Origin of the sequence: Luteolibacter sp. Y139 (genome assembly GCF_038066715.1) — a bacterium.
GTDB classification, from domain to species: Bacteria; Verrucomicrobiota; Verrucomicrobiia; order Verrucomicrobiales; family Akkermansiaceae; genus Haloferula; species Haloferula soli.
In genome coordinates this window covers 213,305-236,938 of the sequence record NZ_JBBUKT010000005.1, presented here as the reverse complement: position 1 = coordinate 236,938, position 23,634 = coordinate 213,305, and the positions used below count along the sequence as shown (strand labels likewise).

Sequence of the window (23,634 nt, the reverse complement as noted above, 5' to 3'; positions counted from 1 at the left end):
CCGCACAAAAAAAGTTAATTTACGTGAAATTCCTGCGATCCGGAGACCCCGCCATTCATCCGATCAGAACTCCTGCAGCTTTTGCAGGATACCGCCTCCATGGATGTGACGGCGCGTCCATGACCGTCGCACTTTGGCGGCAACAAGCCGCATCGTGAGACCCCCGGCGCTTCACAAACGCACCTCCACCCACCACACCATCACGGCTTCGTCACCTTCAGCCGCACGTAAAAGCGCCCAAGGTCACCCGGAAAGCTCATCGTGATCTTCTCCGCTCCCGGATTGAACTCAAAGGTTTCCCCGGTTCCAGGGTCGTTGAAGATCGGCAGGTCGTTCCAATGCACCAGGTCCTGGCTCCACTGGACGATCTGGGTGGTGTCAATTACCGAGAAAGTACTGCGTGAGAAGCTGAGGACAAGCTGGCCACCACTGTAGCTCATCTTTGGCCTGATCTGGGATTCAAAGGAGGCCGGATTTCCGCCGAGCATGTACTCCACCAGATTCGGCAATCCATCGCCATCCGGATCGCCATCCTGCGAGGGATCTACCAGACCAGGAAAGCTCGCGATCCACTCCTCGTAGACTTTCGGCCTGACGATGAACCGCTTGTTCGCCACATCGTGCTGCAGCACCAGGCCGTTGGCCGTCACACCCGGCGCGGAAAAGCTGCCCGTGACCGTGCCGGTATAGCTGAGGATGACTTGCGCGCCGGAATAGCTCCCGGGCCCGATCGACACATCCAGCGTGGCACCGGTCAAATCCAGGTCTCCATTCACCACCAGCTTGTCGGAAGATCCGATCGTGCACCGGTAGGTGCCAGAGAGAATGGTCGGGCCCAGCGTCAAGATCCCGGCCTGGTAGCTCACCCCGGGATCAATCGCACCGGCAATCGTCACCGCGCCGGGGATCGAGCTATTGCCGGAGAGCGTTCCTCCGGCAGCAACTACCACCGGCCCGCTACCCAGTGCGGAAGAGGAAGTGACTTGCAGCGTCCCTCCCGTCACTGTCGTACCGCCGGTATAGGTGTTGGCCCCGCTAATCGTCCAAATCCCCGCGCCGGTCTTCGTCACCGAACCGGAACCCGAGATGATGCCACTGTGGACCATCGGCTTGTTGATCCCCGGCACGTCAAAGGTAGTCGCCCCCGCGATGCTCACCGGACCGCTCCACTTCGCATCGTAGCCCGCGGCCGGACTCCCCCGCCACGTCGTTCCGGCCTCGAGGATGGCCTTCCACGCGCGACTGGTCGAACTCTCCGTCATGCCCAGCGTCGCTCCCGTCCGGACCGTCACCGTATTCGCCGCCGATCCGCCGATGTTGTTGCTCAGGAAGCTGAACGTGCCTTCCTTCACATCGATGTGGCCCGGAGTATTCACCAGCGCCTTCAGCCCGATCTCATTCGCGCCCACCTTCGTCAGCGTGAACCCTCCCATCGCCAGCGAGAAACCCGGAACCAGGTTCCAGTTCCCCGTCCCGCCCAAGGTCGTGGCACCGGCCATCGTCAAGCTCTCGATCGCGTTCAGAGCGGCGGCGCCGGTGTTCACGATCGCTCCTGCTCCGCCCACGCCCGTGCCCGAGACGAAAAATTGTTTGCGGCCGAAATCCTGGCCGTTCACGTCCAGCGTCGCTCCGGGGGAAATGGTCGTCACACCCGCCATATCGCCCAAGGCGTTGCTACTTCCCGCCTTCACCGTCCCTTCGGAAATCGTGAAGCCGCCGGTGAAGGTATTGCTCCCCGCCATCGTCAGCGTCCCCGTGCCCGTTTTGGAAATCGTCGTCCCTGAGATGACTGGGGCCAGCGTCACATCATTGGCTCCCGTACCGATCACCGCCGCGCCGGCCAGCGCCACCGTCCCGCCGGTAAGGCTATACGATGGTGCATCAAACGTCAGCGAGGCAGCGCTGACCGTGCCCGACACCGTCACCACTCCGCCCGTCCCCCCGAAGACCGCGTCCGAGCCATTCGTCCACGGAGCCTGATCGCCCGCAGTCGCGGCCGTATCCCAATTCGCCGCCGGCCCCGTGCTCCACGTCCCCGCGCCCCCATCCGCATCCGGCCCGGTCGAGGCACCATCCCAGTACAAGCTCACCGCTTGCACCGGCATCACCATCCCCATCGGGATGACCAGACCCACGATACGGAAAAAGACCGCGGGAAGAGAACGGCTGGGTCTCATGAAGTCACTCATACACGGGTATATCTTGGAGACAAAAACATCCTGGTGAAATCGTTGTGAATACATAGGCACAAACCCCGCACTCACGGCTGCGTCACCCTCAGCCGCACGTACATGCACCCCGGAGCACGCGGGATCGTCACCGTGATGTCATCCTGCTGGTTGCCATCGGGAACCACCACCACCGGCGGCGCACTCGTCACCGGGACAGGGATGTCCGTCCACACCTTCATGTCGTGGCTCCACTGCACCGTCTGCGTCGTCGTCGTGCGCGAGGCATCGCTGCGCTTGTAGCGGAAGATCAGATGGTCTCCCTGGATCTCCTGCGTCGGCAAGATCCCCGGATCACTCGCGCCCGCATTCCCGCCCACCACATACTCCACCAGATTCGGAATCCCGTCGCGATCCGGATCGCCATCGTTCGTCGTATCGACCACACCCGGCTGACTCGCGATCCAATTGGCGTAGCTCGTGCGGACGATCAGGATCCGCTTCGTCGCCGTATCATACTTCACCCCGTAGCCCTCCGGCACGCCGCTTATCGCAGCGAAGCGCCCAAGGAGATTCCCCGAGTAAGTGGCGATGATGCAGGGATCGGGAAAGCCCGACTGCGAGACCGGCACCACCGTCAGGGTCGATCCTGTTAGATTCAGATCTCCCTGGACCTGGACCAAGTCACAGGCGATCGACTCAAGCTGGCAGCGGTAGTTGCCGGACAGGGTGAGCGAGCGGGTCGTCAGGTAGCCGATCCCCCAGCCACCCGGCACCGTTACCTGGGAGAACCCGGGATCCAGCATGCCCGCGATCGTCACCGGACATTCCAGCGCGCCTTGGTTCCCGCCCAGTTCGGCACCCGCCGCGATCGATACCGGCCCGCTTCCCACCGAGCCTCCCACTTCAAATCGACCGCCCTCCACGATCGTCCCGCCGCTATAGGCATTGTAGCTGGAAAGATACATCACGCCGCTCCCCCGCTTGATCAGCGAACACGGCCCGAAGATCGTCGCGTCGAGTTGATAGCTCTTCGCCGCATTATCCACCACCACCGCCGAGGGCCACACTACCTCCTGCCCGCTGACGAGGCCACCCGGGCCGCTGTCGTTGAAGAGCACGCTGTCACCCTTGTAGAAATAGTCCGAGACCGTGCCCGCATCACTGGTACTCCAGTTCTTGCTCGTGGTGGAGTCCCACGAACCATTCGCCCGCTTCCACACCAGCGCCTTGTTCTCGAGATCCACGGTGATCTGGCCCGGCGGGAAACCAAACGACGCCTTCCGGTACAGGTTCGGCGCATCCATCGTCAGGTTGGCCGCACCACCCGTCAGCGTGCCGGTGTAGTTCAGCACCGGGATCGGGCCGGTGATCACCGTCCCCGGCGTCACGTTCACCGCGATCGTAGCCTTGGGGCCGAGATTCACATTGCCATTCACCGTCAGCACGCCACCGGACGGACTCACCCTCAGAATACCCCCGCTGGCGAATGTCAGCGAGCCACCGCTGCCGATCACCCCGTTGCCTTCCAGCACGGACGCTCCTCCCACCGTTACCGCCGTGGCTCCCAGACTCCCCGTCAGCTTCATCGTGACGTTCGCCCCGATCGTGGTCGCCCCGGTGTAAGTGCTCGCCCCCGACAGCGTGAATGAATTCGTCGTGGTGAAAGAATCCATCCGGATCGAAGCAGGCCCGCCCGACTCACCGATCGGACCGCTGATGGTGCTGTTGGTGTTGGAGGCCGAGGAGTCAGGACCGTAAATCGCCGTCGTCACCCCACCAGGCAAGGTGATCGGACCACCCAGCGTGGTATTCGACAGGCTGAGGCTTCCTACCGAGCTTCCCACCGGCGTGAGCGTGATCGCGTTCGCCACCGTCGCTCGACCCGCCCGCAGCTGCGCGCGGCCTGTTAGAGAAACCGGCCCGCTGCCCAGCATCCCCGTAAAGTTCGCCACGAGCGTCGCATCCCTCACTGCCACCGGGCCGCTGAAGTCATCGTTTCGCCCACCAAGGTAGAAGTAGGAGCCTCCGAACGAGTCACTGCTCGGGCCGCGGAAATTGAGGCTGCCGCTGCCGCTGAAGGAATTCATCACATTGCGGGAGCCCAGGCCGCCAAAGGACAGGGCCGCCCCATTGGAAATCACCACCGGCCCCGGGCCGATCTCACCCGACCAACCCGGAACATTCAAATCTCCAACGACCAAATGACCCGCCGTCACCGTTCCCGGACCGCTGAGGGAATTGTCAGCGGTCAAGCTCACCGTGTCCGCCGTCGTCTTCGTCCACGACGCGCTTCCCGTCAGCTTCGCCTTCACCGTGCCGGATTGCAGCTCCATCGGGCCCGTGGCGATCGTCGCGGGATCGATCGTCGCACCGGACTTCACCACCAGCGAGCTCGCCGAGATCTGCGACTTGTCGTCGAAATGCAGCACGCCACCGCCCGCCACGATCGGGCCACTCATCTTATAGCTGTCCTGCCCCGCCAGGGTGAGCTTGCTGCTGCCGGTCTTCACCAGCGTGCCCACGCCCGTCAGCCGGCCGCTGCCATTGAAGGTGTAGTCCCCGTTCGAATTGTTCACCGTCATCCGCGCCGGTGCCAGCACCGTGCCGAGCGTGATCGTCTTCGCGCTGTCCGCTGCCACCGAATCGTCGAAGGTCACCGAATCATACGAGCGGAAGCGATCGTTGACCATCCCGTTGGAAAAATTCGCCAGCACCATGTCCCAGCTGCCATTTGTAGCACCACCCGCGCTCGCATTGTTCCACACCAGTCCGCTGCTGCCCGTTTTCGTGAGAATCAGCCGCAGCTTGTTGCCAACCACCGCCACGCTGCCGGTCGCCCGCGTCGCGCCGAAGACACTGTTGAAATCCACCACCGGCACACCACTGCCCGTGATGCTCCCCGCCGTGATCAAATCATAGACACCCGGCGTCGCATCCGGCCCGATCATCGGCCGGATCGAAATATTCCCGCTCCCCAGGTCCAGCGCACCCGTCACCACCGTCGCACCACTTGTTAGAGCAGGCAGCACCAGCGCGCTCCCACCCTTCGCCGCGATGCTCGCCACCGTCTTGCCCCCGGCCATCAGCCCGAAGCAAGCCCCCGCGGACACCGTCACCGCCGAATCCTTCAGCTGATCCTCCGGACTTTCTAACAAAAGCGTCCCTCCCTCCACCAGCGTCGGCCCCTGATAAGTCACCTGCCCGTTCACTGACATCGTCCCGCTGCCGCGCTTGGTCATCCCATTCGCCGCGTAGGCTCCCGCAATCCGGCCCTCGATCCGCAGGTCTTCCACCGCCTCACCATCAGCCACATTGAAAACCGAGGTGCTCCCCGTATTGCCGGAGCTCAGATAAACATTGCCGTCGATCACCGAGGGCACGGCGGCCGCCAGGCTGTTCACCACCGCATCGCAACTCATCGAGTAGCTGCCCGAATGTGTCTCCACCCTGCTTCCTGTTAGATTCAGGACCGGAGGCGCGGTCATGCCGCCGGAAAGGTTGTACAACAGACCGCCCGTCACATTCAGCGGGTTGACGCGCGCGCCCGTCGTACTGCCAAGCGAGCCCGCATAGTACAAAGTGAGGGTGGCTCCCGCGTTCACCGTCACGGGCCCACGCACCGTTCCGGCACCGTTCGAAGAAGCGTTCAGCCTCAGCTCGCCGGCATTCACCGTGGTGCCACCGGTGTAGGTATTGACCTTGGAGAAGGTCACGGAGCCGGTGCCGGTCTTGATCACGGAGCCGGCACCCGAAATGACACCCTCGGTGCTCATGTGCGCGTCGCTGCCCTGCGCGTCGAAGGTGGTCGCCCCCGCAATGCTGATGGGACCGGTCCAGAACAGCGCACTGGCAGGATTCCCACCAGTCCGCCACGTCGTCCCCGCCTCAAGGATCGCACTCCACGAATACACACGGTCCCATCCGTTCGTCCCCAGCGTCGCCCCGCTGCGGACCGTCACCGTATTCGTCGTCGATCCCCCCATTCTCGCATCCAGAGTCAGCGTCCCCTGCTTGATATCGATGTTCCCCGGCGTGCTAAACGTCGCGCTCAGCCCGATCTCGTTCGCACCCACCTTCGTCAGCGTAGAGCCGCCCATCGCGATCGTGGAGTTGGCCGCAGTGCTCCAGTTCGTCGTGCCGCCGATCGTCGTCGCACCAGTCATCGTCACCCCTGAAATCGCGCTAAGGGCCGCAGCCCCCGTATTCACGATCGCCCCCGCGCCACCCACGCCCGCTCCGGAGACCTTGAAAGCCTCACTGCCCAGACCCTGGCCATTCACATCCAGCGTCGCTCCGGAGGAAATCGTGGTAGCGCCCGCAGTGGTCCCAAACGCACCCGCACTCCCCGCCTTCACCGTACCCGCAGCGATCGTGAAGGCACCGCTGAAACCATTCGCACCGCCCAGTGTCAGCCCCCCCGTGCCCGTCTTCGAAATCGCCGCCGAGCCCGCGATCACCGGCTCCAGCGTCACATCATTCGCGCCCGTCGCGATCACCGGCGTCCCGCTCAGCGTCAAGGTCCCGCCACCCGTCACGCGATACCCCGGCGAGTTGAACGTCAGCGAACCCGCGCCCACCATCCCCGACACCGCGACCACGCCACCCGTCCCCCCGAACACCGCCTCCGATCCATCGGTCCACGACACATCACTCCCAGCCATCGCCGCAGTATCCCAATTCGCCGCCCCTCCCGTCGTCCACGACCCCGTTCCCCCGTCCGCATCCGCACCGCTCGAAGCCCCGTCCCAATACAAACTCGCCCCCTCCACCGGCATCACCATCCCCATCAGGACGATCGATCCCATGATATGAAAACAAAACCCGGGGAGAGAAGAACTCGGTTTCACGAACCCATCCATATCGCATCCCTCAGCCCTTGAAAGCGTTTTTTGTAAATCCCCTGTATTTACAAAATCGTTACCCGGACCGGTAGGTTTGCATGCAACTTTCCGAAAACACCCCTCCCGGAAAGACAACTCCCTGACCCAGAATGCCCCGCCTCCTCCAGCGCCGCAAGCTCGCGGACCCCACGGTGACATATTTGTTAGATAGCTCTCACTTGAATCTCCCCGCCACCTCCTTCCGCACCCCCGCATCCTCAATCTTCTCCGCCAGCTTCAAAATCTCCTCCTTCGCACTCGCCGGCGCGCTCTTCAAGAACGCCACCAGCACCTCATCCGACCCACCCTCCTCATCATACTCCATCGCCAGCCGCGACATCTCGGAGAAATCATGCCACTCCACCATCTGCCCCAGCATCGTCCCCGTGAGACGATCCGCCTGCTCCAGTGACTGCTCCACGATCCACTTCCGCGCCTCCTCCGGCGTGATCGTCAGTTCATCATTCCCACTCACCCGCACCCGCAGCGCCTCACCCACGATCGCTGCGCGTTCCTCCGGCATCGGCTCGAGTTGACTCAGGAAATCCGCCGCGTATGCCAGATCCCCCTGAGCCACGCGCTTGCTGGCAGCTTTCGCAATCACCGCGGCCGCATCCCCATCTCCCGAGTTCTCGCGCAAGAAGGCAGCCGCCGCCTTCGCCCGCTGCGGCGAGGCGCTCGAGAACCAGTCGTCGCTGAGCAACCTCTGCCTCACCTCCTCCGGCATCGCCGCCAGGCGAGCCCCCGCCGCCTCCGGATCACGATACGCCTGCGCTCGCACCAACTGCGACTCGAAGTAAATCCGCGGATCGATCTGCAGCCTCCCAACCTCCACCACGGCCAGCGCCCCCTTCCCCGCCTGCTCCTCAAACCACCCAACCGCATCATCCGGATCGTTCGCAATCCAGCGACCATAGATCGCGCTCAGCTGCGCCAGTATCACCTGGGGACTCACGGAAATCCGCCCCACGAAAGTATCCAACGCCAGCCGCGGATCGCGTCGCCCCAGCGAACCCGCGATGAAAATGCCGAGCTGCACCTTCGCCGACTTGTCAGCATCCGAAGCATCCAGCTCGCGCAACACCGCGATGAGCTCATCCGTCTCCAAGCGATCCAACTCCGCACGCAGCTCCTCCAACCGATCCACATCGATTTTATTCGGCACCGCACCCTTCACCGCACCCTGCGCCACCAGCAAGCCCCTCAACAGCCGCTGCGCCTTATCCATCGCCGCCGGCCGCTCCCTCACCCGCCTCCGCGCCGCATCGCCCGCCACACTCTCCCCAGCCTCACCCTTCGCCCCGGCCTCCCTCCCACCATCCGCCCCACCACCCCAAAGCCCCCTCGCCCCCGGCACCAGCCACAATGCCGCCAAAAGCAACAACCCAACCGCAACCACAAGGGTCACTGGCCTGAATCGACGGGAAGGAATCATCGGCAGCTTTTGTTAGATAAACCAAGCGGACTATCCCTTCTCCTCATCCGCACCGTCGAAGTAAACATCAAACCACAGCTCGATCTGCAGCTCCGCCAGCCGCCTCATCTGCACCGGCGAAATCGTCGGCCCACCATGCCCCCACCTGGAATCCCAGCGGACGCACAGATCGATCAAGTGCCCCTCCGCGTGCAATTTCTCGAAAGCGGCATCACAGCCATCCAGCTTGGAAAGGATCCAGTCCAGATGCTCCCGCGCATCCAGGCTCGTGAGCACACCGCTCGAGGAAATCCACCATCCTGATTTCTTATACGTTCGGTCCGGCTTCGTGGGCCTCGGATCTCCCGCCCGCTGCGTCTCCGTCGGCTGCACTCCCATCACCCCCGTCACCGCATCAGGATCGAGCGTCTCCGACATGATGCGCAGCCACGCATGCGTGTAGGCACAGGTCGCATACTCCGGATTATAGGGCGTCTGGATGCGCATCATCGGCCGAAAACCCTGCCTTCCCCGTCACCGAGTTCAAGGCTCCTCCCCATCATGCGCCGCGATGAATTTCTTCAACGCCTCCCGATTCCCCAACCGCTCCTTCGGCACCTCCACCTCGCAGCAAAAATACCCCTCCAGATGACCCACGCTTCCATCCCCATACTGGAACCTCGTGTGCCCGAGATCATTGCCAAGATGACGCGACTTGAACCAATACTTCACCTGCTCCCCATCCCCCAGCGTCAGGATCCCCGTCTGGATCTTCGAAGGCAGCAACGCCCACCGGTGGCCCTCCTCCTTCGTCTCCAGCACCAGCTTCGCCGGATCATCCTGCGCCGCCGCCGCATCCACATCCGCCTTGCTCGTCCCACGCGGACCACAACCGACCAGCACAAAAAGAGCAGCGGGAAGTAAAAGGTATTTCATGGGTGAAACGCTCCACATCGTGTCTCGCTGCGGACGCCAGGCAGAAGGCCATTGAGCACTCCAGGCAGCAGAATGAAAGCCCCGATTCCCTCCCTCCCGACATGGCAAATCCGCCCGCGGAATCAACTCGACCGGGAGATACCAAATATCAACATCTCCCACGCACCCACCCGCACCCTTACATGTCACACACTGCCCAGCCGGCCGCACACCCGCCCGCCCGGAACGCCCGCACCACCGTAGCCACCCACATCGTGGCGGCGATCGCGATGGCATTCCTCTTCCTCACCCTCCCCGCGCGCTCCTCACCTCCCGTGCCCATACCTCCTCCCTTCCTGGTGGGAAATCTGACCGCTATTCCGGTCATCGTCCAACCGGGCACCAAGCCCAACCTCACATGGTCGGTCAAACTCCCGGCCAGCGAGAATGCCGCCGACTACACCTTCTTCATCCGGCAGAAACAGTTTTGGTCTCCGCCCGTGACATGGGACATGACGGACCTCGCCCCCGAAGGAGAGAGTCTCTCCGCGCTCTCCATCAATCCAAACGGGGCCGCGTTTGAACTCTGGGCCGTCAAGAACGGATCACCGCCCGTCCCCTATCTGTTAGACTCCACTGCCTGCGATCTTAACCTGCCCATCACCACGGTGACCATCCGCACCCAGGACACCACCTACGCCGTGATGCCGAGAACGCGCGCCGACCGCCCCTTCTCCGTGGAGCTCAAAATCAGCGGCGTCATTTCCGACCCGGGTGCTCCGGAGCGAGCCAAGGGCGTCACCCTGAGCCGCCACGTACAGTCCTACGGAGCGACTGGCATCGGCGATCCGCTTGACCGCACCCAAGCCACTCTCCAATCCCAGTCTTCGATCACGAGCAATGGCACATCCACCATCGTCATCAATCCCACCGAGATCCCCGGCGCCAATCGCGCGAAGGTCCGTGGCGAAGAACGCTTCACCATCCATTCCGTGGCGGACGCCCAGACACCTGCTTCCCAGCTCGACTCCGCACTCGTCCAAATCTGGCCCGTCGCCGACGCCACCATCACCGGCATCTCCCAGGGCCAAATCATCAGCGCCAGCGTCCCCCAGCTCACCTTCCAGCTGAACGACCTCTACCCCAGCTCCACCACCTGGGCACACATCTACAAGGGCGCACCCCAGACCGGCCTCCTCGGTACCACCATCCCCGGCTCCAGCGTCGTCATCAACGACAGCGTCCCCGCCAATCGCACCATCGTCGTAACCGACTACAGCGCCTTCCTCCCCACCGACGGCCTCTACACCCTCGAGCTCCTCACCAAGACCCCCTTCGGCACCGATCGCCTCGCCCGCGTCAGCTTCATCTTCCAACGCACCGGCACCACCATCACCGGTTGGCGCCAAACCCACTTCGGCACCGCCTCGAACACCGGCGACACCGCCGATCAAAACGACTTCGACCACGACGGCCTCCCCAACCTCATCGAGTTCGCCTTCGGCCTCGATCCCAAGCAAAACAGCGCCGGCCAACTCCCCACCCCCGAGCGCACCGGCGACCAGATCACCCTCCGCTTCACCCCGCCCGCCGACATCGCCGGCCTCCTCCACGGCGTCGAATACAGCACCACCCTCCAGCCCGGCAGCTGGTCCCCCGTCCCCAACACCGGCACCCTTCCCGAGAACGTCTTCACCGTCTCCACCACCGGCAAGCCCCGCCTCTACCTCCGCCTCACAGCCACCACGCCGTAGTGTAGCACAGCACCCTCAAGGCAAGGACCATCAAGCCAGGGCAATCAAGGCCAAGGCAGGGACCTTTCTCCGAAAGGTCCGGCTGGGGACGGCACGAAGCATCCACCCCAGTCCGAGCCCTCTCCTCTTTTCGTAGCGGAAGGACTGCGTCCTTCCGGCGTCTCGCGGCATGAGCCAATCCCCCGGCCCTCGCCTCCTCTAACACCTCCGCCTAAGCCGTCGGCAGACCCCGGACTGCGGCAGCGCTGCTGCCGCTCAAAGCCAGCAGCCCTGCTGCGGAGAAGCACCCCGAAGGTCACCCCTCCACCTAACACCTCCGCCCCATGACAGCCGCAGGCCCTCGGACTGCTGCGGTCATCTGCAGCTCTCGAGTGCACGCCACGGCCCTCCTCCCCCGCGTCCCGCAGCGACCCCGCAAGCCCGCTCCCCCGTTCCTCACCAGCCCCAAGCCTCTTCCTGAAAACTGAAAACTGAAAACTGAAAACTAACCTCCCCCCCTCACTCATACCCACTCCCCGGCACCTCCTGCCCCGCAAACTTCCGCGCATACTCTCCCGAACCCTCCCACCGCGGCCACCTCTTGTCCGTCCCGATCAAGCGATCCTTCTTCCACAGCGACACATATCGCACCCTCGGTTCCTCCAGCGTGAATGACTCCCCATCCGCCTTGTAAACCAGCCCATCCGGAAAGTGCTTCATCAGCACCGCACCCCCCCCCTTGCCCGCGGAGCCGTTGAACACCTCCTCCAGATCCTTCGGCGCATCCTCACCTTCTCCCGCCGCAGCAGCAGCCAGAAAATGAATCGTGACAAAGTAAGCCTCACGATCCTCCCGCTCCACCACCAGACGTTGCCTCCAAATTTCAACCCCACCCGCCAGCAATAGCGCAGCGAGCACGAGCACGACCATCCAGACACGGCGTTTGCGAGACATCACGATTCCGATCAATTCCTAGCCCCACACTCCACCCCATCCGGAAACCCGAGGAAAGACCGAAAGAACCAGGCAAGGCAAACTCCCCGCACCCATTCCTTCGTCTTGTCGCACCCGCCGGCGAGCCGCTAGAAGACACCTCATGAAACAAGGCCGCATCCTCCTCACCATCATCGCCGCCTTGATCATCTTCACCCTCGGCTACCTCACCGGCCAATCTTCCAAGACCAGCAGCACCGCCGACACCTCTTCGTCTCCCTCCACAAGCAACCACTCCGCCCACGCCTCATCCTCCAGCGACCCATCCCCCACCAACACAAACACCAAATCCAAACCCCGCCCCCAAAACACCGACCCCATCCCTTCCCCCGAGAAAAACTTCTCCCGCCGCATCGTCGCCATGATGAGCAAGGGCGAGCTCTCCGTGAACGGTGTCTCCATCAATGGCGACAGCCTCATGCCCGATAACAAGGTGAAGGAATTCCTCGACCTCACCGATGACCAGCTCGAGACCATGAAGCAGATCGGCCGCGATCAATTGCAAGCCGAGCAAGAGCACGAGCGATCCATCACCAAGGTCCTCAAAGTGTCCGAAGGCGAATTCATCTGCGAGATCCCCGCCGACCCCGACTTCCAGGCCACCCAGACCGCCGCCTTGACCGAAAAGATCCGCAAGGAATTCGGCCCCGATGTCGCAGCCGTCCTTCAGACCTCCATCGCCCAGGCCTACGCCGAATATCAAGCCCCCCGCCACGTCCAACTCACCCTCGCCCGGGACCCCAGATATGCCGCCGTCGAAGGAAACCTGGCCCCGGATGCCCGCGCCATGATCGAGGGCATCCGCAACGTTACCGTCAGCGTGAACCAAAACGACAACGGCACCTTCATGACCGATGAGCGGGGCGTCACCCTCCCGGGCATCCAAGGCTTGAAGGGCACCACCAACATCAACCAGCCCGACCCCTTTTTCGCCCGCTACTACTACCTCTGGCAGCAGGAGCAGAACCCGCAGAAATAAGGCTACCCTTGCTGGCCCGTCGAAGAACCTGTTAGAAGCCACCCCATGAAAAAAGCCCCCTTGCTCCTCCTCGCCATCACCGGCCTCGGCGGCTTCACCCTCGGCTACCTCACCGGCCAATCCTCCAAGGCAACCAACACCGGCGACACCACCTCCTCTCCCTCCACCGCCAGCCACGACACCCACGCCTCTTCCTCCAGCGACCCCTCCGCCACCAACACCAAATCCAAACCCCGCACCGCCAATACCGACTCCGTCCCCACCCCCGAGAAAAATTTCTCTCGCCGCATCGTCGCCATGATGAGCAAGGGCGACCTCGTCGTGAACGGCGTCTCCATCAATGGCGACACCCTCATGCCCGAGGAGAAGGTGAAGGAATTCCTCGACCTCACCGACGACCAGTTCGAGACCCTCAAGCAAATCGGCCGCGACCAACTCCAGCAGCGCCAGCAGCACGAGCAAGCCACCCTCAAGATGGTCAAGAGCACCGCGGACGAAATCGTCTTCGACCTCCCCGCCGACCCCGCCTTCGCAGCCCGGCAGAAGGAATCCTACATCGAAGCCCTCCGCAAGGAACTCGGCCCCGACGTCGCCGCCGTCCTGCAGTCATCCGCTGGCGCCGCCTGCGATGGCTTCCTGCACCCACGCCACGTCCGCTACACCCTCACCCCGCGTAAGGATTCCATCCCCGAAAACATGCCCCCCCAGCTCCGCAGGACCTTCGAAGCCATGTACAACTTCACCACCAGCGTGAATCAAAACGAAGACGGCACCTACATGACCGACGAACGCGGCGTGACCCTCCTCGGCGGCCAGTCCTCCTCCGGATCCATCAGCCTCTACGACCCCAAGCCCGACGCCTGGCAGCCCCACTTTCACTACCTCCTGAAGCAACCGCAGAGCGAGTGAAAGCCCCCGCGCCCCCGCACCCTCACCTCCCTAACACCTCCTGAAACGCCCGGTAAATCCCCTGATCCTCCGTCGGATCATACACCGCGAACACCACCCGATCGAAAGCCCCCGCAAACACCGGCCCATCCAGCCACCTCTTGAAAGCCCCCGCCACCATCCCCGGATCATTGCGAAAGACCCCGCACCCCCATGCGCCTAACAGCAGCTCCCGGTGCCCCTGATCCCGCGCCACCCCCAGCACCATCCCGGCGCGCCGCACCAGCGCCTCCTCGATCTCCTCCAGCGTATCTCCGCGCAGCAATGCCTGCCCCGCATTCGGTGCCGGCGCCGTGATCACGGACGCCAGGAAAACCTCGCCCGGTTCATCCCGGCTCCGCGTCCTGAACCACGGCACCCGCGGGCTGTAGAGAATGTGATCCGTGTACAGCATCGAGTCCTGGCTACGATTCCTCTCGTAGTATTCCACCTGCGGATGCAGGCACGCATACAGCGCCGAGCACCTCGCCAGATCTTCCTCCTGCGCCTTCGCCCCATTGATAAATCCACCACCCGGATTCCGCGCCGAAGCGAAGTTCAGCAGCACCAATTGCTCAACCCCCTCCCTCCACAACCTCGCCGCCGCGATCTGCGTCGTCTCCGCCGTCACCTCGATCACCGGCCGCGCAGCAGCGCCCGCCTCCCCCCCGGCAGCAGCAGCTGTTAGACGACCCGCATCCCCCGGTCGGTACAAGCACGTCCCTGAAACCGCCTCCTCAATCTCCTTGCGGATCTCCACCCACTCCCCCGCCGCATTCGTGAAGCCACCCTTCTCAAGGATGGCGAGGACCTCTTGTGCTTTACCCTTCAGTGACATGAATCTCGTCAATCCACTACCACTGTCGGACCGTCCTCGCCACCCTGATCCATTCATCCATTCACTTCACCACCGGCACACAATCACCCGTCCGGACCGCGGTATCCTTCACCACCGTCGCCTTCACCTTCCGGCTATCGCCACGCGAGTATTCCAGATGCAGGTTCAGCCCCTGGCGGCTCTTCGAGCGCAGGCTCACATCCGCCGTGTCATCCACATCCAGCAGCCCCTTGCCGGAATAGCTCACGCCATCCAGCACCACGGTCGCCTTCAGCGTGTGATTCTTGCCCAGCACCACCGTCACTTCCGCCGGCGCGATTCCCGTGCCTGTCGCCTGACCGCGGAAAGTCCCCGCCGCCTGCGATTGCACCGCCAGACTACCGGTCGCACTGGTGCCCCGGCCATCCGAGACCTGATACGTCAGCAGCCGGCTCTTCGGATCACTCTCCGGGGTGATCACGCGGATGCGCTGCCCCTTCGGCGTTGAAATGATTTCCGCCGAGCCATCGCCCTCCCAGGCACCCAGCCCGGTCAGCGTCAGCTTGTCGCCATCCACATCGCGATCGTTCTTCAGCACGTCCACGATCACCTCGCGCTTCCCATCCGTCGCCTTCACCGGCAGCCACGCCGCATCCGGCTGCGCCGAGGGCACATAGCTCGCGGGAGCATCGCTGAATTTCATGCGAAAGGACCGCGTCGCCTCCGCTGCCGATGGTTTCTTGCTCTTCGCCTTCGCCGCCGCCTTGGCATCCGCCCCAGCCGTCACCGCAGCCGATGCCCCACCTTCCGGCGGGATTGTCGCCAGCCCGTACATCATCCCGTCATTCGCCACCATGAAGTTCATGAAGCGGTTCCGATACTCCTCACTGAAGTGATGGACCACCGTCGTCCCCTCGCCGGGCACATGGCGATACAGGAGCGGGTCCTGCGTATACCATTCCCTCACCAAGCCATAGATCCCATCGGCCAAGTTCATCGGCCGCTTCAGGTCATCACCCAGCGGATTCAGATTCACGTAGTTCTCCGTGAACGTGCCATCGAACGCCAGGTGATGCATGAAGAATTGCCCCGCCGCCACGAATCCATCATCCGTCGCCACCAGGTCACACGCCGGGTGGAACATGAACGAGAACTCCTTCAGCACCGTGAAAGCACCCGGACCATCATAACGGAAAAGCCCGCCATAGCTCCGGTGTAAGTCTCCCGGGGAAGTCACACCGCCCACGTAAAAGCGCCCGTAGAGCTTCCCATCCGCACCCAGAGCCAGCTCCTCCGGAGACCTGTAGGGACTCTGCTCTCCCACCTCAGGCGGCGGGAAGGGCATATCCTCGAAGGCACACAGGATCGTCAGCGCCCCATTCGGATCCAGGCGGTAGAGCGTTCCCCCGCCCTCCGGCCCGCCATCGGATGCCACGCCACACAGGCTGCCATCCGGCATCGCCACCAGATGAGTCATGCCAGGAGTCGCCGCCGTCCGGTCATGCACCACGCTGAAAACCCCATCCGCCGAAATCCTGTAAATCGTCCCGTAACCATTCGCCCCGCCATACATGCAGGACCCATACAGCGCCCCATCCGCACCCAGCACCAGACCCGAGCTCGCATTGTATCCCTCCACGGCCGACTGAGCATCCTCCTTGTTCGAGAACTGATGAATGATCACCGGCTCCTCCCCCGGCACGATCCGGAAGATCGCAAAACCCCAGTCGTTCCAATTCCACGTCCCCGCACAATAGAACGCCCCATCACCACGGGTCACCAGCTCATCGAGCGGCATGAAGGAAATCCGCATCGACCCGATCTCCTCGAACACCGGCTCCGGCGACTCTGCAGGCGGCGGCGAACCCTGCCCCCACGCCACACCACCCAAACCAAAAACCGCCGCCACCGAACACCGACCCACCAGATCACTCAACTTCGACATCATCTTCCCGGCAACCTGCCCGACACCCTCATTCCCGCGCAACCCTTATTCTCTGTCTCTTTCCTCACATCATCACTCTTCATCATCACTTCACAATCCCTTCACCACCGAGCCCGCCATCCCCAGCGCCAACAGCGAACCCACGTTCCTCAGCGCCAACGGCGCGCCCCATACCAGCCTAGGCCGCAGGCCTGGGAACCTCCGCCAAATCAGGACGAGGACCAAAGGTCCGACCTATCTGAAGTCGCGTGACAAAGCCCCGCCAATCCCGCGCCACCCAAAGCACCCCCGATAAGAAAACAAACTGAAGCGTGCCCATCCCGATCCACTCGAAAGCAGAAACCAAAACAACCGCTCCCCAAGCCTCTCAGCCCCGGGAAAATCTCGTGCAGCTCCTAGTGCCGGTTGCTCGGCATCGGCCTCCGCGGCGATCCTTCTCCGCCCAGGAACCTGCTTGCCAGATGAGTCACCGGCGTCGCCATCCGGTACTCCTGCTGCAGCGCCAGCGCCTGCCGGATCGCATCCGCCACCGTCGCCGTCGAGTGCTCCGGATACTCGCGCTTCAACGTCATCAGCAAAGGCCCGCACCACGATGGCAATGGCTCTTGATCGGCTTCCGAGGAGGAGGTGGAGGTGGTGGATAGGGAAGTCATAGGAGGAGGCACAGGTTAGGAGTGGGAGTGTTAGGAGCGGCGGGCCCGAGTGACCGTCACTTCACATCAGGCCCGCCGCTTCATTCGGGGGACAACCTCTTCAGCACACCGAAAGCCACCCACCCGAAGGCCCTCAAACCCCTGCTAGATCAACAACCACCCCATTTTCCCCCAATAGCACAAAAGGCAATATGCCGCTAACTCCGTGCGTTCTGCCCTTCCTCCTAGCCCCTATCGGAAATCCACCCCGCAACAACAATCCACCTCACCGCCCTCGCCACGCCGCATCTCATCCACATGGAGCGCGCGTCGATGACCGTCCCACTCCGGCGGCATCAGCCGTATCCCCGCGGATCCACCTCCCCTTCCTAAATCGTTGCTTTCCTCCGACCAATACGGCCTCTGGCTTCCGAAGAACCCCAATCCATTTCACTTCACATGAAACTCGCACTCGCGCTGTTCGGATGGATCGCACTCGTCGGCTGCGTCTCCACTCCAGAAACGCCCGCCAGCTCCAATGAAAAGGGGCGCATAGAAATGATCGCCTCGGATATCGATCTACTCCGTCACTTCCTCGATGCGCTTTATCGCTCCGCATCCACCCCCTATCGTTTGATCTCGGACGCGGCCTCTGAGCAGTCGATGGCACACATCCCCGTAGCCGATAGGAATCTCGAGCTGACTGACCGGCTGAATGAATTGCGCCGTGCACCACACCCGGTCATTACCATCAATGTTCAATCCGGTGACCGGCCGGAACCATGGGGCTCCGGATTCACACTCTACTCCTACGACACGAGAACAGGAAAACTCGCAGCCGTGGGTCCTTACAAGCTCGGCCAAGACACCGCCGACATGTGGATCGATGTCCGGCACTGGCCCGGCGGAACGCGCCTCATCAGCTTGCGTTTCGCGTGGATTCACGACCTCAAGGACAACATCTTTCACCTGCGAAAGGATGAACGGACCTTCCGATTCGCAGTCGCCGACGAACCCTTGATGGAATGAAGACAATTCCACTACCATCCATGAGAATCCTCTCGCTTCTCGCTGGCCTTGGATCGCTGGAATTGCAGGAGCCTTGGCAGTGCTCATCTTCCTCTTCAAGCGGCTGGAAAAGAGCCATCGAGACCACCAGAACGCCATGCATCAATAGAGTTTCGAATACACGAACTCTAACCAAAAAATATGCGCAACCATCAGAAGTCCCCCTGGAATGCCGGTGAACAATGCCGTCTTCCGTCGGAACTCGAAGCGAAGCCAAGAAATAGCCGACAATACGAACGCAACGATCCCCGCTTCAACGGCACCCAGCCACAGGATGACCAGGATGCTAAGCCCCCGATGATCCGAGGCGAGGCTTGCTACTCGCACCAGCGTAATCACCAAAATGACGATTGGGGCAATTAGGGCACCAAGCCAAAATGATCCCCGGCGCCCTTCTGGTTCCACCACCAAACTCACGGATTGAGAGTAGCAGCGCGGTCAAGCACTCGTTCTTCTTCAACCTCAACATCCCTGAGTGCCCTGCATGAAGTCAGGTCCTTCTTGCCTTCCTTGTTGGGATCACCCCCCCGCACTCTAACATTTGGTCCCAGTTCTTCGGATGCATCAGCGGTGTCTGCCCTCGAAAATCGAATCCCTCTCCAGGATCGCACCACCACCACGCCCCCCATCCCTTCCCCTATTGAAAAAAGCCCACCCTTCTGTCTCTATCCCACCCATGAAGTCCCTCAAACCCACGCGGGCCGTCATCCTCTCTTGGACCGCCCTAGCCCTCCTCGCCTCCCTCGCCCACGCCGCCGACATCACCGGCACCTGGCACGGCGAGTTCGACAGCCCGCGCGGCCGGCAAAAAATCCAGTTCGAACTCAAAGCCGAAGGCAACGCCCTCACCGGCAAAACCCTCGCGTTCTTGGACGGAGCCCCTCGCGAAGCCCCCATCCAGGAAGGCAAGATCGACGGCGACTCCATCAGCTTCTCCCAGGTCTTCGAATTCCAGGGGAACAAGCTCGGCATCGCCTACACCGGTCACGTCGCCGAGGACGGCATCACCTTCACCCGCACCGTCGGCAGCCGCGCACCATCCGAATTCAAAGCCACGCGCGGACCCGTGCCGCCCTCATCCACCCCGGCCGAGCCAACTATCCCCTCAGCCCCCGGCCAACAGAACGACATCGGCCCCGAGGACAAACCCGCCTACCAGCCTCCGCCCTCCAATTTCAATGCCCCGCGCGAAGGCATCGCCCACGGCAAACTGGAAGTCATCGACTACCCCTCGAAGACCGTCGGCACCACCCGCAAGGTCCAGATCTACACCCCGCCCGGCTACTCCGCCGAGAAGAAGTATCCCGTCCTCTACATCCTCCACGGCATCGGAGGCGATGAAACGGAGTGGCAGCGCTTCGCCAAGGTCGACGCCATGATGGACAATCTCATCGCCGACAAGAAAGCCGAACCCATGATCGTCGTCATGCCAAACGGCCGCGCGCAAAAGGACGATCGCGCCAGCGCCGGCATGGAGGCAGCGCCCGCCTTCGCCGTCTTCGAGCACGATCTGTTAGACGATCTCATCCCCGCCATCGAGTCCCGCTACAGCACGCGGCAGGATCGCGAGAGCCGCGCCCTCGCCGGCCTCTCCATGGGCGGCGGCCAGACCCTGAACTTCGGCCTCGGCCACTTGGACACCTTCGCATGGATCGGCGCCTTCTCCTCCGCGCCCAATACCAAGCGCCCCGCCGAACTCCTCCCCGATCCCGCCGCCGCGAAACCCAAGCTCAAGCTCCTGATGATCACCTGCGGGAACAAGGACGGCCTCTTCCGCATCAGCAAGGGAGTCCACGTCTACCTAAAGGAACACGATGTCCCCCACCTCTGGCACGTCGACGATCACGGCCACGACCCCGCCCACTGGGCCAGCGCGCTCTATCACTTCTCCCAGCTCGTCTTCCATTGAAGGCAGGCGCGCGAACCGCGAGAAGAAAAACGGTGAATAAAGCCCAGCCCGAGCAACCGGATCACGGATAAGGCAAGTCTCCCCGTACGACCCTACCGGGGAATCCACTACTCCAAGGTCAGATCATTTTTGACCACCTATCTGACGGAAGTCCGGCAAGATGAGGGCTGCCATCTCATGCACATCTTCCCCATTCTCTCGGACGAGGATTTCCTCGCGGCAAACTCGGCCACCATCGCCGATCTCCAGTCCCGCCACCCCCGCAGCACCACCGCTGATCTCATCTCAGCGCTGCGCACGGCCCAGTGGCTCATGGACCCGGGGGAAATGCCACAGCTGGCAAACCTCGCCTCACAGCTCCTCTCCGTCGTCGTCGAGCGCGGCCTCGAAAGCGACCCGACGATCCCCGTCCGGTAGCCGCACCCAGGGCTGCTCCTCACCGGGGATGCCCCGTCTCCCCCGCCGGCGGCTTTCCCCGCCCCGTCTCCTTGAAAAACTCCTCCAGCGTCACCACGCCATCCCCATCGGTGTCCAGGTGACTGAAAAGATTCGCCGCGACCTGGGGCGGCCTGTGGTCGAACCGCGGCAGCGTGGAAAATTCCTTCAGCGTCAGCAGCCCGTCGTCACCCGCCAGCTCTTCGAAGAGCGATGCCACCTTCGTATCCATCCGCTTCTTCAGCTCCGCCACCGCCACCTGACGCTCGGACTCATCCACCGTCCCGTCGCCATTCCCGTCCCAGAGCTTGCCGCCCTGCCCCTGCGCATTCGCATTCGCGCGCGATTCCGTATAAGCCTGCCGCTCCGCCTCGGAAATTAACCCGTCCCCATTCACATCCAGGAATGCTGGCGCGGACGTCAGACCGCCCGGCGGCACCGCCTGGGAGATCCCCGCCACCAGCATCAGGGGAAGGACGAGAGTCTTCATTGGAAAGTCCTTTTGACGCATTCCGATCCCCTCCGGTTACGGCCGGGACACAAATCGCGCACCCCCATTTGAAATCTTTTTTTAAAAAGCAATCAACCGCTAATCCCAACAAACACCACCCCACCCTCCCGCAATTAGCGCCAAATTGCCATTCGCTCGATGTCCGCTAATCACCTTGCCACTTCGGCGCCGATTGCTAACGTCCGTCCTTTCCCTGGGGGGGGAAAAGAACAAGGCCCCGCCGGTCTCAACCACTGGCGGGGTCCCTTTTTTTTCAGGCCCTCGATACGGACCCCGGAAGGCCCCGGCTCACCCGCAGCCCGCTCCTTCCGGTTTCTCCCCTCATCCCACTCCCCGCGCCCTTCGCGGTGAATCCCCCGGGCATGCCTTGGCGAGACCACTTGCCTCTCGCCTCACCCCGCCCGCCTGTTAGCCTTCCCCTCAAAGGCCTACCCCCGGCCCAGCCCGGCACCCCCATCCCTCGCCGGCCCCGCAACCCAACCTCCCTCCCTATCCTCCCATGGACCTCCAGCTCGCCCCCGACCAACGCGACCGCGTCGAGGAGTTCCGCCGCAAGCACCGCATCGGCCTGCTCACCCTGCTCTTCACCGACATGGTCGGCTCCACCCGCCTCAAGCAGGCCCTCGGCGACAAGGACGGCTTCGATCGCATCCAGCAGCACCACGCCCTCGTCCGCCAGCTCCTCGCCGCCTTCCCCGAGGGCGAGGAAATCGGCACCTCCGGCGACTCCTTCTTCCTCGTCTTCGCCAAGCCCTCCGATGCCGTCAAATTCTCCCTCCTCCTCCAGTCCCGCCTCCGCGATCTAACAGCAAACCCCGATGCTCCACTCCAGGACCGCATCGGCATCCACATCGGCGAGGTCATCATCGAGGAACGCCCCGGCACCTCCAAGCCGAAGGACCTCTACGGCATCCAGGTCGACATCTGCGCCCGCGTCATGTCCCTCGGCCAGGGCGACCAGATCCTCATGACCCGCGCCTCCTTCGACAATGCCCGCCAGGTCCTCCGCGGCCCCGAACTCGCCGAAGCCGAACTCGGCCCCCTCACCTGGACCAGCCACGGCCCCTATCTCCTCCAGGGCGTCGATGAACCACTCGAAGTCTGCGAAGTCGGCGAAACCGGCCGCGCCCACCTCACCCCGCCCGCCGACTCCAGCAAAGCCCGCCGCGCCGAAACGCAAACCTCCCCTCTAACAAAACCCAACCCCACACCACCCAACACCACCGCGGAAAAAGAGAACCCAACCCAAACCCAACAGCGCCAGCCAATCCGCCGCTGGGTAATCCCACTCCAGATCACCATCGTCATCCTCGGCATCCTCATCCCCATGGGCGTTCGCAATGGCTGGTTCCACCCCAAATCCCCCGCCACCGAACTCCTCCGCTGCACCTTCGAAACCACCGAAGGCTACCAAGCCGGCCAACCCGTCAGCGGCCACGGCGGCTGGCAACGCGGCGCCTGGAAAACCCAACTCCCCGCCGGCGGCGAAGGCATCGCCACCGGCCTATTGGACGGTTCCTCCCAACAAGACGGCTCCCCCCAACAAGCCTTCCTCGGCAGCGTCCCCGGCCAAACCACCCCCGGCGTCCACGCCTCCCTCCGCCGCACCGTCACCTTCACCCCCGCCTCTAACAGCAACAGCCAAGCCACCGTCGACCTCCACTGGCGCCAGCAAATCAAGGACTCCACCGACGGCATCCGCAATCGCTTCGAATGGCTCTTCTACAACCAGAGCCAACAACTCCTCGGCGGCCTCCTCTTCGACAACGCCACCACCCACATCATGTCCCGCCGCCCCGACAACACCCTCGCCGACACCGGCCTCACCTTCGAGCGCGGCCGCACCTACCCCATCCAGCTCCACCTCGACTTCCACGCCAAAACCTGGACCGCCACCATCGACAAAGCATCCCTCGGCCCCTTCCCCCTTTCCCCCTCCGACCGCGACCAGCCCATGAACCTCGGCGCCATCTCCATGACCTGGTGGAGCGTCCCCGAAAACGCCACCACCCCGAACGCCCCCCTCACCGGCAACAACCTCATGGCCTTCGACGACCTCGTCATCACCGCCCCCAAGTAAAAACCGAAGCGCCCGCGACTCATCACACGATCCGCCCCACCCACCGCAGGCGCATCCGTGAGAATGCGGAAGCAGGCTCAAGCTCCGCATCACCGGGTGCACACCAAAACCGGAACGACCAAGTCGTCCCGCCCCTAAGGAGTGTCGACGTTCCGTCGACGCGAACTCCAACGACGCAGTCGCCCCTCCCCAATGTAGCGGCGCGTCTATGACCGTCGCTGACTA

General features: G+C 62.9%; 18 protein-coding genes. 7 read left to right on the top strand and 11 right to left on the bottom strand.

The genetic code is table 11. The features are described 5' to 3' along the window. Positions 1–200: 200 nt before the first annotated feature. The 5 genes from WKV53_RS14730 to WKV53_RS14710 all read right to left on the bottom strand — a co-directional run bounded on the left by WKV53_RS14730 (position 201) and on the right by WKV53_RS14710 (position 9,401). Positions 201–2,177: an autotransporter-associated beta strand repeat-containing protein gene (locus tag WKV53_RS14730; RefSeq protein ID WP_341405507.1), complete on the bottom strand. Its 1,977-nt coding sequence runs from the start codon at positions 2,175–2,177 to the stop codon at positions 201–203. A gap of 83 nt (positions 2,178–2,260) precedes the next feature. Beyond that, positions 2,261–6,976 carry a beta strand repeat-containing protein gene (locus WKV53_RS14725; protein WP_341405505.1) on the bottom strand — a complete coding sequence of 1,572 codons (4,716 nt, stop codon included), beginning with the start codon at positions 6,974–6,976 and terminating at the stop codon, positions 2,261–2,263. A 250-nt stretch (positions 6,977–7,226) separates the two neighbouring features. Further along, complete coding sequence (locus WKV53_RS14720; RefSeq protein ID WP_341405503.1) at positions 7,227–8,459, bottom strand: hypothetical protein; 1,233 nt, start codon at positions 8,457–8,459, stop codon at positions 7,227–7,229. A gap of 57 nt (positions 8,460–8,516) precedes the next feature. After that, entirely contained in the window at positions 8,517–8,975 is a 459-nt protein-coding gene (locus WKV53_RS14715) for a DUF4279 domain-containing protein (RefSeq protein ID WP_341405501.1), read from the bottom strand. Positions 8,976–9,008: 33 nt separating this feature from the next. Then, entirely contained in the window at positions 9,009–9,401 is a 393-nt protein-coding gene (locus WKV53_RS14710; RefSeq protein ID WP_341405499.1) for a hypothetical protein, read from the bottom strand. A 182-nt stretch (positions 9,402–9,583) separates the two neighbouring features. On the opposite strand from WKV53_RS14710, the gene WKV53_RS14705 reads away from it, so the two are divergent. Beyond that, entirely contained in the window at positions 9,584–11,134 is a 1,551-nt protein-coding gene (locus WKV53_RS14705) for a hypothetical protein (RefSeq protein WP_341405497.1), read from the top strand. 498 nt (positions 11,135–11,632) lie between these two features. Here WKV53_RS14705 and WKV53_RS14700 read toward each other — a convergent pair whose 3' ends face one another. Further along, on the bottom strand, positions 11,633–12,070 hold the full coding sequence (locus WKV53_RS14700) for a hypothetical protein (protein WP_341405495.1): 438 nt from the start codon (positions 12,068–12,070) through the stop codon (positions 11,633–11,635). Positions 12,071–12,209: 139 nt separating this feature from the next. On the opposite strand from WKV53_RS14700, the gene WKV53_RS14695 reads away from it, so the two are divergent. Together WKV53_RS14695 and WKV53_RS14690 are read left to right on the top strand one after the other, a co-directional pair. Then, entirely contained in the window at positions 12,210–13,085 is an 876-nt protein-coding gene (locus tag WKV53_RS14695; RefSeq protein WP_341405493.1) for a hypothetical protein, read from the top strand. A gap of 45 nt (positions 13,086–13,130) precedes the next feature. After that, positions 13,131–13,994, top strand: a complete 864-nt coding sequence (locus tag WKV53_RS14690) for a hypothetical protein (RefSeq protein WP_341405491.1) — start codon at positions 13,131–13,133, stop codon at positions 13,992–13,994. Positions 13,995–14,016: 22 nt separating this feature from the next. On the opposite strand, the gene WKV53_RS14685 is transcribed toward WKV53_RS14690, so the two are convergent. From WKV53_RS14685 to WKV53_RS14675, 3 genes are all read right to left on the bottom strand, one after another. Continuing rightward, positions 14,017–14,850: a TIGR02452 family protein gene (locus WKV53_RS14685; RefSeq protein WP_341405489.1), complete on the bottom strand. Its 834-nt coding sequence runs from the start codon at positions 14,848–14,850 to the stop codon at positions 14,017–14,019. 61 nt (positions 14,851–14,911) lie between these two features. Continuing rightward, positions 14,912–16,777: a choice-of-anchor tandem repeat GloVer-containing protein gene (locus WKV53_RS14680; RefSeq protein ID WP_341405488.1), complete on the bottom strand. Its 1,866-nt coding sequence runs from the start codon at positions 16,775–16,777 to the stop codon at positions 14,912–14,914. A 392-nt stretch (positions 16,778–17,169) separates the two neighbouring features. After that, positions 17,170–17,427: a hypothetical protein gene (locus tag WKV53_RS14675; protein ID WP_341405486.1), complete on the bottom strand. Its 258-nt coding sequence runs from the start codon at positions 17,425–17,427 to the stop codon at positions 17,170–17,172. 438 nt (positions 17,428–17,865) lie between these two features. On the opposite strand from WKV53_RS14675, the gene WKV53_RS14670 reads away from it, so the two are divergent. Continuing rightward, positions 17,866–18,435, top strand: a complete 570-nt coding sequence (locus WKV53_RS14670) for a hypothetical protein (RefSeq protein ID WP_341405483.1) — start codon at positions 17,866–17,868, stop codon at positions 18,433–18,435. A 141-nt stretch (positions 18,436–18,576) separates the two neighbouring features. On the opposite strand, the gene WKV53_RS14665 is transcribed toward WKV53_RS14670, so the two are convergent. After that, entirely contained in the window at positions 18,577–18,891 is a 315-nt protein-coding gene (locus WKV53_RS14665; RefSeq protein ID WP_341405481.1) for a hypothetical protein, read from the bottom strand. Between the two features lie 259 nt (positions 18,892–19,150). On the opposite strand from WKV53_RS14665, the gene WKV53_RS14660 reads away from it, so the two are divergent. Both WKV53_RS14660 and WKV53_RS14655 read left to right on the top strand, forming a co-directional pair. After that, positions 19,151–20,383, top strand: coding sequence for an alpha/beta hydrolase (locus WKV53_RS14660; protein ID WP_341405479.1), 1,233 nt, complete (start codon positions 19,151–19,153; stop codon positions 20,381–20,383). A gap of 177 nt (positions 20,384–20,560) precedes the next feature. Further along, entirely contained in the window at positions 20,561–20,800 is a 240-nt protein-coding gene (locus tag WKV53_RS14655) for a hypothetical protein (protein ID WP_341405477.1), read from the top strand. 19 nt (positions 20,801–20,819) lie between these two features. Here the strand turns inward: WKV53_RS14655 and WKV53_RS14650 are convergent, their stop codons facing one another. Next, complete coding sequence (locus WKV53_RS14650; RefSeq protein ID WP_341405475.1) at positions 20,820–21,308, bottom strand: EF-hand domain-containing protein; 489 nt, start codon at positions 21,306–21,308, stop codon at positions 20,820–20,822. A gap of 520 nt (positions 21,309–21,828) precedes the next feature. Here WKV53_RS14650 and WKV53_RS14645 point away from each other — a divergent pair. Next, positions 21,829–23,409, top strand: coding sequence for an adenylate/guanylate cyclase domain-containing protein (locus tag WKV53_RS14645; protein WP_341405473.1), 1,581 nt, complete (start codon positions 21,829–21,831; stop codon positions 23,407–23,409). Positions 23,410–23,634 lie beyond the last annotated feature (225 nt).